The organism is Asticcacaulis sp. (assembly GCF_020217185.1).
Lineage (GTDB): Bacteria > Pseudomonadota > Alphaproteobacteria > Caulobacterales > Caulobacteraceae > Asticcacaulis.
On the sequence record NZ_JAIWNX010000129.1, the window covers coordinates 1 to 10,000 of the forward strand.

Below are 10,000 nucleotides of genomic sequence, written 5' to 3' on the forward strand. Positions count from 1 at the left end.
ACCGTCTGGCTGGCGACCGAGGCGTCGGTGAACTCTTCCGGATAGGCCCACATGAACAGGGGCAGGGGACCATCCTTGGCCTTATCGTAACCGGCGGGCAGGTACAGCGTGCCCGACAGCTTGACGCCATCGGCGCGCGTATAGGTCAGGGTCTGCTTGGTGACCCCGGCAAATTGCGGCGCGCGATCCGGGAACTGCGTCAGGGCGCGGGTCTTCGAGCCTGTGGCCACCGGGCGGATAAAGTAGTTGGGGGCGTCGTCCTTGCTTTCGCGGCGGGTGATGACCGACTTGCCCGCCAGATCGGCCAGCGCCACCGGCGCTTCATAATAGGGGGCTTCGGCCTGCCACAGGCGGGTGACCTTGCCGTCGCTCAGGGACATCTTGCCCACAAAGGGGAATTCGCCCCTGGCCGAGGCGCCGGCCCCCATCACGAAGACCGACTTGCCGTCCGGGGTGAAGTGCAGCACCTCTTCGCCCTCGGCAGTGAGGCGCGACACGGCGCTGCCCGGATCATTGTAGCGGTCCTGATAGTTGCGCTCCAGCAGTACGCGGCCGCTGCCGGGCCGGGAGGGATCGAGCGCGATGCGCTTTTCCTTGCGCGTGTCGAACCAGCGGCTGGTGACCAGCGCGAAATCGGCGCGGCCCCAGTCGAGCCCGGCATAGCGCTGATCAAGGTCGATCAGCTTTTGAGGCGTGCCGTCGAACGGCGCGTTGAGCGTAAACAGGGTGTCGCGGACGGCCGCCTTGGCTTTCGGATCGCCGCCGTCCTGTGCTTCGGCCCACACCAGCGTGGCCGGGGCATCGGCGCGCCACGAGACGGAGCGCGGCCCGGTGGGCACGGCGTCGAAGGCCGCGGGGAGATTGTCCGTTAACGGACGATCAGCCAGAAGCTTGACCGGTTTGCCATCCAAAGTACTCACCGCGATTTCGGTCGGGAAACGCCCGGCGGGGACAAGATAGCTGTAGGGACGCTTCAGGCGGCTGGTCAGTAGGTATTTGCCGTCCGGCGAAACGGACATCGAGGTATAGAGACCCGGCGTGCCGATCGGCGTGATCGCCCCGTCGCTCAGGGAAACGCGCGTGATCTGGGACGTGAAATAATAGTCGAACAGGGCCTCGTCATAGGCATTGGCCAGCAGGTCCTGATAGGTGCGGATGGCGGCGGTGCGTCCCTTCGATTCCTGAATAACGGGGCCGGAGGGCGTGGTGTCCTTCACCGGGGCGGCGCCGCGTCCGGCGGGAACGGCCGAGACGAGAACCCCCGAACCGTCAGACAGCCAGTCGAAACCGGCGCCGAAGGCAGCATTGACGATGCCGCCGGTCAGCTTTTTGGCCGTAGCCGTTTTGACGTCGGCGACCCACAGTTCAAGACCACCGCTGGCATCGACCAGAAAGCCCAGCTTCGTGCCGTCCGGTGACCAGCGCGGCGACAGGAAGCGCGTCCCGGCGGGCAAAGCAACCGGACGCACGGCCCCCGTGGCCACGTCTTCAAAGGCCAGACTGTTCAGCCAGGCAGCGCGGGCTTCGATAGGGCCATTATTGCGCGGATTGATGCGATAGCCGCCCAGACGCAGGATCGGTTCCGACACGGCGGCGATGGAGGGCAGGTTCTCACGGCCGATCTGCGCCATGGTGTGGCGTTCGGGGCTGACCATGACGCCGGGGGTCGGCGGGGCATCGAGTATCTGCGCAATCGGTGCCGGAGGTAACTGATAGCCTGTGGCCGGTGCGGCCCAGACCGGAGTCAGGCTGGCGGCGGCAATAAAGGCGGTGACGGCGGCCGCAGTGGCGCGCAGGTGGCTGAGTCTCATGGCATGGCCCCTTTTGATTAGGGCGACAGTCTTACGTTGGTCACAAATGTAATCAAGGGGCGGATACACATATCACCACAGGGGTGCGACGATTTATCATAATGAGAATTGTTTTCAATGCGCTTGCGAATGAGTTGCAGGAGTGCTAGTCAGCCCTATCATCCGGATCGTTGGGGTCTGGTTCGTTGTCACTGGCTTTTGACGCATGACCGCTCAGAGTATTCTCACCGACGCAAACGGCACAACGCGCAGCGAACGTAGCGTGTCTGCCCCTGTAAGGCGTCGTAAGGGCACAGGCGGCGGGGCATCGGTGGCCATCGGTGTGTCCTTGGCGGTCCATGCCGCTCTGGCCGCCTATATCGTCAGTACACAGTTTAGTCTGACGACCCCGGAGGTCGAGGAAACCGCGCCCGTGGTCGTTGAGATGGTGCCGATTGAATCGCGCCGCGCACCGCTCAAGCCCGTGATCACGCCCGATATTCCCAAACCCGAAACGCCTGTGGTTGAGCCCAAGCCGATGCTTCAGCCGCGCGAAACCCCGGCCCCCGTGGTGGCTCAGGTCGCGCCGCTGGATATGGCCCCCGTGAAGGCCCCGCCGGTTCAGGCTCCGGTAGCAGCTCCCTTTGTGGCCAAGCCCGCTCCGGCGGCGGCGCAACCGCGCAATGAATTTGTGGGTGTCGATGTCGAGTCGGCACTCAACAGCAATCCGCCGCCCGCCTATCCCCCGCAAGCCAAGGCGCGGCGCGAGGAGGGGACGGTGCAGTTGCGCCTTCAGGTGCGCCCCGACGGCAGCGTCGGTGAGGTACAGGTGCAGGCGTCCAGTGGCTCCATGCGACTGGATCGCGCCGCCATAGACTCCGTCAAACGCTGGAAGTTCCGGCCGGCGACGCGGGGCGGTCAGGCGGTCGAATCCTGGGCCACCGTCCCCATTACCTTTGGCCTCAGACGCGGCGACCGCCGACGGGGCCATGATCACAATTCTCTCGCATCAGAACAGACTTCCGGAGACTCCTAAATGACCCTGATTCAGCGCCTTCTGACCGGCACCGCCGCGCTGGGCCTTCTGGCGGCGGCCCCGGCGGCTCTGGCCCACAGCCAGTGGCTGCTGCCCTCCGCGACGCAGGTCGAAGCCTCGACCAATCCGCAGCGTCCGACCTATGTGACGGTGGATGCCGCCTCGTCTAACGGCCTGTTCTACGCCGACCATAACGCCATGCGCCTGACCAATCTTCAGATCAGCGCGCCGGACGGTTCGCCGGTCGAAGCCGAAAACGCCTCAACGGGCAAGCTGCGCTCGACCTTTGACGTGAAGCTGGCGACCGAAGGCACCTATCGCATCGCTTCGGTCAATCGCATGGTGATGGCCACATGGAAGGCGGGCGAAGAAACCAAGAGCTTCCGTGGTTCCGAAGACGACTTCGCCAAGCACGTGCCGGCCAATGCGCCGGAGCTTAAGGTCAGCCGCAATTTTGGCCGCGTCGAAACCTTCGTGACGTCGGGGAAACCGTCTGAAATCAAGCCGGTGGGGCAGGGGCTTGAACTATTCCCGTTGCAACCGACGACCGATCTGGTGGTGGGTGAAACGGCAAAGTTCCGTGTACTGATGGATGGCAAGCCGATGCCCGGCCTAAAGGTCAAGGTGGTGCCGGGCGGCGTGCGTTTCCGTGGCGAACTGGACGAGCAGACTGTGACCGCTGATGCCGAAGGTACGATTGCCGTCAACTGGAAGTTCGGTGGTCAGTACTATCTGAACACCTCTTATCCGCCGCGTCCCGAAGCCGACGACGACCATGGCCCGCAGGGCGGTCCGCAAGCGGGTCAGCAGGCCGGTGCTCAGCCCGGCCCTCAGGGCGCGCGCCCGCAGGGACAACCCATGCAACGGGACATGCCGCCGGTGCGGTCGTCTTACGCCGTGACGCTGGAAGTTCTGCCTTTCTAAGGCTTGTCAGAGGTATAATATGCCTTACCCGCTCCGGCGGGAACGGGGGCCGGCGTTGCGGGTGTGGGACCACGGCGTCGGCCCCCGGTCATTTCTGCGGCGCCGCTTGTTGAATTTGCGACACACTTGCAAAAAACGACGTCATACGGTGGAAAAGGGTCATTTTGCGGTTGCAATAAAGCCGAAGTGCGGTATTTGCACCTGACAATTATTCGCAATTCCACCGAGAATGCTCGCAGGCCGGTCTGCCGGTCACCCTCCCTCGGCGTCAGACGGAAACCGCGACGCCTTTTTTCAAAGATGTTGATGCACATGTCTCACATTCGCAATCGCAAGCACGCTTCCAACCGTTACCTGACCGCCGCCCTGATGGCCGCGGCGGCGGTTCCGGCGCTTTCCGCAACGGCTCTGGCGCAGGACAAGAAGCTGGAAGGCGTCACCGTTACCGCTGACGACAACAGCTATAAGGCCGACGTGGTGTCGTCGCCCAAGCAGACCCAGGCCCTGATCGACACGCCACAGACCGTCAGCGTCATCAAGAAGGAAGTCCTTCAGCAGCAACAGGCCGCGTCCTTGATGGAAGCCCTGCGCAATGTGCCGGGGATCACGGTCCAGATGGGCGAAAACGGCAATACCTCAGCCGGTGATACCTTCCAGATGCGCGGTTTCGACGCTTCGACCTCGGTTCTGGTCGATGGGGTGCGCGATATGAGTTCGGCGTCGCGCGATACCTTCAATCTGGAGCAGGTCGAAGTGATCCGGGGGGCCGGCGGTGCTGATATCGGTCGCGGGGCCTCTTCGGGCTATATCAATCTGGTCTCCAAGCACCCGACGCTTGAGGCGGCGGCTTCCGGTACACTGGCGGCCTATAGTCAGGGTGGGGCGCGCGCCACGGTCGATGTCAACCGCGCCGTGGGTAAGACCAGCGGTCTGCGTCTCAACCTGATGGCCGAAGACGTGAATGCCGTGGGCCGCGACGAGGTGAAGAAGTCGGGCTATGCCGTTGCGGCGGCCTATGGCATCGGCATCGGTACGCCGACGCGCCTCTATGGCTTTGCGCAAGTGTCAAAGGGCGACAATGTGCCTGACGGCGGCATCCCTTCGGTCGGTTATCCGGGGTTCTACAACGCTACGCCGACCATTCAGGCCGCTCCTCGTGTCGATCCTGAAAACTACTACGGTTCGGTGCGTGATTACGAAGATACGGAATCTTCGCAATTCACCGTGAAGTTCGAGCACGACTTTGAGTCTGGCGTCTATATGACCAACACGACGCGCCTCAGCCGGACGTCGCTGGACCGCGTCCTGACCGGAGTGAGCACGGGCAATGCCGGGATCTTCGCGACCAATCTCACTGATCGCTCGACCTGGACCGTCAACCGCTCGCGTCAGCATGTGGTCAAGGATAATGACGCCCTGATCAATGCGACCAACTTTACGGCTTCGGCGACCACGGGGGCCTTCACGCACGATCTGTCCTACGGTCTGGAGTTTTCGACGGAAAAGGTGGCGGTTTATGGTGTGAACGCAGTTACGCTGTTGGACGATCAACGGGCTAACCTCTACCGACCAAATCCCAACGTCGATTTACCAGTCAATGGCCTCAACGGCACGCGCACCTTTGTTAAGCTGAATGTGGGGTCGGCCTATCTGTTCGACACTATCCATTTTGGCGAAAAGTGGCTGTTTAATGCCGGGGTGCGTGTCGATAGCTACGGCATAACCACTAAGACCTTGACCAACGGGCAGATTGAAGGCGACGGCACCCTGACCAGCTATAAGGCCGGTCTGGTCTATAAGCCGGTCGAAACGGCCAGCCTGTATGTGGCCTATGCCAATTCCAAAACGCCTCCGGGCACGGTCAATCTGGGGGCTTCGACCACCACGGTTGGCGGCAGCGATGTGGCCACCAATATCAACAACCCGAATGTTGATCCGACTGAGACGCGCAACCTCGAAGCCGGGGTCAAGTGGGACGTGCTGTCGGGCCGCGTGTCACTGACCGCCGCCTATTACTCGACCGAGCATCTGAACGAGTTTGTCGAAAACCCATTCAACACAGGCTTTGGTGAAAACTTCGGCAAGCGCGCGGTCAAAGGCTTTGATCTGGGCGTGGTCGGCAAGATCACCGACAAGTGGAACCTGACCGCCGGTATCCAGACTATGGATACCAAGGTGGAGGAAGGGCAGGGCACCACGACGTCAGCCACCGGTGCGGTCACCCGCTGGTCGCCGGAACTGGCGGCCACGGTCTGGACCACCTACGAAGTCTCGCCGAAGCTGACCCTGGGCGGCGGAGCGCGCTATACCGGTGAGCAGGTGCGCGCCAATACGCCAGGCGTCGATCTGGCGACCCAGAACGTGCCGTTCATCCCGGAATACTGGGTGGTCGATGCCTATGGTTCGTATAAACTGACGGACAAGGTGTCGGTGCAACTGAACGTCTATAACCTGCTGGATGAAGACTATATCGCCACGCTGAACAATGGCGGTTCGCGTCTGATCCCCGGTGCGCCGCGTTCGGCCACCGTCACCCTGAACTACCAGTTCTAAAAAAGGCGTGGCTGCGTCACTGTTTCGCAGACGCGGCCCTTTCCACCTTTTATCAATCGCTTCATGATCTTCTGGCTCCGACCTTCCGGTCGGGGCCATGTTTATATGAGTTCGCCATGCTGCTGCATCTGCCCGAAGTCCTGAGCCGCGAAGAGGTGGCCGAGATACGCGCCGCACTCGCTGAGGCGCGCTGGGCCGATGGCGCGGCCTCGGCCGGGCCGCAGGCGCAGAAGGTCAAGCAAAACAAGCAACTGCCCGCCGATGTGCCGGAGGCGCGTATACTGGGGGAACGCATAGAGGCGGCGCTGCGTCGTCATCCCCTGTTTCAGTCGGCCGCTCTGCCGCATATTGTCCTGACCCCGCGCTTTAACGCTTACGAAGGCGGCGGGCACTACGGCAACCACGTGGACAGCGCCCTGCATCACGATCCGTTCAAGGGCCTCACGGCGCGCACCGACGTTTCGACCACGGTCTTTCTCAATGATCCGGAAGCGTATGAGGGCGGCGAACTGATCGTCGAAGACACCTACGGCGCGCATGAGGTCAAGCTGAACGCCGGGGACGCCATCCTCTATCCATCCACCTCCCTGCACCGAGTCGAGCCGGTCACCCGCGGCGTGCGGCTGGCCGCCTTCCTGTGGACGCAAAGTCTGGTGAAGGACAGCGAGCAACGGCGGATGCTGTTTGAACTCGACATGACCATTCTGCGCCTGCGCAGCCAACTGGGCGACAGCGAAGAGGTGGTGAGCCTCACCGCCCACTATCACAACCTTCTGCGACAATGGGCGCAGATGTGATGTCAGCCAAGGCGCCCCTGACGGTCATCCCCCCCGATATAGTCGCGGTCTCAGACTATGAGGCCTATGCGCGCGAGCGGCTGAGCGATATGGCCTGGGCCTATCTTCAGGCGGGGGCCGGGGATGAGCACACGGTCCGCCGTAACCTTGAGGCCTTTTCCGAAATTCTGCTGAAAGGGCGGGTACTGGGGTCGGTGGCCGGAGGCCACACGCGCCTGAACCTCTTCGGCCATGTCTATGAACATCCGATCTTTTTAGCCCCCGTCGCCTATCAGAAACTGTTCCATGCCGACGGCGAGCGTGCCACGGCTTTGGGCGCAGCGGTGACCCAGACCCTGATGGTGCTCTCGACCCTATCGACCGTCACTTTAGAAGAGGTGGCGCAGGCCGAAACCGCGCCGCCCCTGTGGTTTCAGCTTTATCTTCAGGCCGATCACGGCGTATCGCTCGACCTGATCCACCGCGCCGAACGCGAAGGCTATCGCGCGCTGGTCATCACGGTCGATGCGGCGATGGCCGGGGTGCGTAATCGCGAACAGCGCGCCGGGTTCCGCCTGCCGCCGCACTTGTCTGCGGTCAATCTGCCGTCTCAGTTGTCTGCACCTGTCGCGGCGCCGGGGCAAAGCCGCGTCTTCGACGGTCTGATGAAGACAGCCCCCGGCTGGGACGACATCGAATGGGTGCTGTCCGAGGCGCGCTTGCCGGTCATCCTCAAGGGGATTATGGCCCCGGAAGACGCCGACCACGCCTGTCGCATGGGGGTGCATGGGCTGATCGTCTCCAATCACGGCGGCCGGGTGCTTGATACCCTGCCGGCGGCCATCGAAGCCTTGCCCGCCGTAGCGTCGGCTGTGGCGGGACGGGTGCCGATCCTGCTCGATGGCGGCATCCGGCGCGGCAGCGATGTGTTCAAGGCGCTGGCTTTGGGGGCGTCGGCAGTGCTGATCGGGCGTCCTTACGTGCAGGCTCTGGCCGCCGCCGGGCCTCTGGGTGTGGCCCATGCGATACGCACGCTAAGGGAAGAACTGGAAGTGGTCATGGCCCTGTCGGGAACGCCGACCTTGGACCGTATAAGAGCTGAACATCTGTCTATTTAAGATGTTTTGCTGCCTTGCAAAAAGCGGGACGCCTTGATAATGAGAATGATTATTAAATAGAGCCGCAAGCCTGATGACGACCTCGTTCAAACCGACACCCTCCTTCTGGCGCAATCAGTTACGCCAATGGCACTGGATATCCTCGGCCCTCTGTCTGGTCGGCATGATCCTGTTTTCGGTCAGCGGCTTTACGCTCAATCACGCCAGCCTCATCGAGGCCAAGCCGCAGGTCACCAACTGGGAAAAGGACCTGAGCGCGCAGACCCTGGCGCTCTTGCCGAAGGCGCAGGACAAGGCGCGCCTGCCGGACGATCTGGCCAGGGCGCTCAAGGCGGATACCGGCATTGACGTCTCAAAAGTCCTGCCCGAAGTCTCTGATAGCGAACTCTATTTTGCCATGCCGGGGCCGGGCTTTGACGAATGGATGAGCGTCGAGCGCGACACCGGCTATGTGACCTACGAGAAGAGCCATCGCGGCTTTATTGCGGTGCTCAATGACCTGCATAAGGGGCGCAATGCTGGTCCGGCCTGGAGCCTGTTTATCGACATCATCGCCATTGCCTCGGTCATTTTCTGCATCACCGGGCTGGGCCTTCTGTGGATCTATGCGCGGGGGCGGCGCATCACCTGGCCGCTGGTCGGTCTGGGCACCATTGTGCCCTTCATCCTCTTTCTTCTGTTTATTCATGCGTGAGGTTTATCATGTTCGCTAAAACCGCCATCTGGACGACGGTTCTCAGCGCTGGTGCGGTCGGTGCCGCTCAGGCCGGGACCGTAACCGTCGATGTCGAAGTGCCGCGTCTCAATGTCGCCGAATACCATAAGCCCTATGTGGCGGCGTGGATCGAAGACGGCGCGGGCGCGCACAAATCGAACCTGTTTGTCTGGTATCAGGTGGGCAAGGGCGACAAGTGGCTGAAGGACCTGCGGACCTGGTGGCGCAAGTCGGGCCGCGACCTCAGCGCGTCTGAGGTCAGCGGTCTGTCGTCGGCCACCAAGGCCCCCGGCCGTCAGACAGCGAAGATCGACACCTCGGCTTTGAAGGGCCTGACGCCCGGTGACTACGTGCTGAATGTCGAAGCGTCGCGCGAAGGCGGCGGCCGCGAAGTGGTCAAGGCGCCGTTCAAGTGGGACGGCAAGAAGGCCGTGGCGGCTTCGACCAAAGGCACGACCGAACTGGGTGCCGTGGCGTTCGCCATCAAGCCGTAAGAAAATCCCTCTCCTGATTTCGGTCGAAATAGTGACAAAGGCGGTGGGGGCAAAGCTCGGCCATTAACCCCACCGTCATTCTCGCCTGGGGCTCGAATGCCACCTCCCCTAAAATTAGGGGAGGGGCTTAAGTTAAGTGTAATGACCCAAACTGACACTTTACCAAACCGGCGCGTTCTGGTTCCGGCGCTGACCACGCTGCCGGAAGACGTATCGGCGTGCCTGCCGTGCGAAGTGTCAGGGAAGGCCTTTGCCACGACGTGGCAGGTGCGGCTGTTCAGTGACGGGCCGGTGGATCGGCAGGGCCTTTGCCAGCGGATTCAGGCCATACTCGACCGCATCGACGCCGAAATGTCGCCTTATCGCGCTGATTCCGACCTGACGCGCTTCAATGAGGCCAAGGCGGGGGCGTTTGTGTCCCTGCCGCCTATGCTGATGCAGGTCATCGCCCACGCGCTCGACATGGCGCGTTTGACCGGGGGGGCCTTCGATCCGGCCCTGCTGGAAGCCGTTGAACTGTGGGGTTTCGGGGCGAAGATCGTGCCCGAAGGCCTGCCGACACCGCAAGCGCGTGCCGCGCTGACACAGCGTCAG

General features: G+C 62.4%; 9 protein-coding genes. 8 read left to right on the forward strand and 1 reads right to left on the reverse strand.

All coding sequences use genetic code 11. From position 1 onward, the window contains the following. The coding region (locus LDL37_RS06310; RefSeq protein ID WP_290795719.1) for a S9 family peptidase at positions 1–1,811 on the reverse strand (1,811 nt) is incomplete at its 3' end. A 205-nt stretch (positions 1,812–2,016) separates the two neighbouring features. On the opposite strand from LDL37_RS06310, the gene LDL37_RS06315 reads away from it, so the two are divergent. The 8 genes from LDL37_RS06315 to LDL37_RS06350 all read left to right on the forward strand — a co-directional run. Next, positions 2,017–2,826 carry an energy transducer TonB gene (locus tag LDL37_RS06315; RefSeq protein ID WP_290795721.1) on the forward strand — a complete coding sequence of 270 codons (810 nt, stop codon included), beginning with the start codon at positions 2,017–2,019 and terminating at the stop codon, positions 2,824–2,826. Then, positions 2,827–3,750, forward strand: a complete 924-nt coding sequence (locus LDL37_RS06320) for a DUF4198 domain-containing protein (RefSeq protein WP_290795723.1) — start codon at positions 2,827–2,829, stop codon at positions 3,748–3,750. Between the two features lie 312 nt (positions 3,751–4,062). Next, on the forward strand, positions 4,063–6,303 hold the full coding sequence (locus LDL37_RS06325) for a TonB-dependent siderophore receptor (RefSeq protein ID WP_290795725.1): 2,241 nt from the start codon (positions 4,063–4,065) through the stop codon (positions 6,301–6,303). Positions 6,304–6,419: 116 nt separating this feature from the next. Continuing rightward, positions 6,420–7,100, forward strand: coding sequence for a Fe2+-dependent dioxygenase (locus LDL37_RS06330; protein ID WP_290795727.1), 681 nt, complete (start codon positions 6,420–6,422; stop codon positions 7,098–7,100). Next, entirely contained in the window at positions 7,100–8,197 is a 1,098-nt protein-coding gene (locus tag LDL37_RS06335; protein WP_290795737.1) for an alpha-hydroxy acid oxidase, read from the forward strand. The genes LDL37_RS06330 and LDL37_RS06335 overlap by 1 nt, the downstream gene beginning before the upstream one ends. A 73-nt stretch (positions 8,198–8,270) precedes the next feature. Further along, positions 8,271–8,891 carry a PepSY-associated TM helix domain-containing protein gene (locus LDL37_RS06340; protein WP_290795729.1) on the forward strand — a complete coding sequence of 207 codons (621 nt, stop codon included), beginning with the start codon at positions 8,271–8,273 and terminating at the stop codon, positions 8,889–8,891. A gap of 8 nt (positions 8,892–8,899) precedes the next feature. Further along, positions 8,900–9,406: a DUF2271 domain-containing protein gene (locus tag LDL37_RS06345; RefSeq protein ID WP_290795731.1), complete on the forward strand. Its 507-nt coding sequence runs from the start codon at positions 8,900–8,902 to the stop codon at positions 9,404–9,406. Positions 9,407–9,547: 141 nt separating this feature from the next. Continuing rightward, a partial coding sequence (locus LDL37_RS06350) for an FAD:protein FMN transferase (protein WP_290795734.1) occupies positions 9,548–10,000 on the forward strand: 453 nt, incomplete at its 3' end.

Excerpts from the sequence above, each read along its gene's own strand:
- LDL37_RS06315 (WP_290795721.1), top strand. The coding sequence starts at position 2,017 with ATGACCGCTCAGAGTATTCTCACCGACGCAAACGGCACAACGCGCAGC.
- LDL37_RS06340 (WP_290795729.1), top strand. The coding sequence starts at position 8,271 with ATGACGACCTCGTTCAAACCGACACCCTCCTTCTGGCGCAATCAGTTA.
- LDL37_RS06345 (WP_290795731.1), top strand. The coding sequence starts at position 8,900 with ATGTTCGCTAAAACCGCCATCTGGACGACGGTTCTCAGCGCTGGTGCG.
- LDL37_RS06325 (WP_290795725.1), top strand. The coding sequence starts at position 4,063 with ATGTCTCACATTCGCAATCGCAAGCACGCTTCCAACCGTTACCTGACC.
- LDL37_RS06335 (WP_290795737.1), top strand. The coding sequence starts at position 7,100 with ATGTCAGCCAAGGCGCCCCTGACGGTCATCCCCCCCGATATAGTCGCG.
- LDL37_RS06320 (WP_290795723.1), top strand. The coding sequence starts at position 2,827 with ATGACCCTGATTCAGCGCCTTCTGACCGGCACCGCCGCGCTGGGCCTT.
- LDL37_RS06330 (WP_290795727.1), top strand. The coding sequence starts at position 6,420 with ATGCTGCTGCATCTGCCCGAAGTCCTGAGCCGCGAAGAGGTGGCCGAG.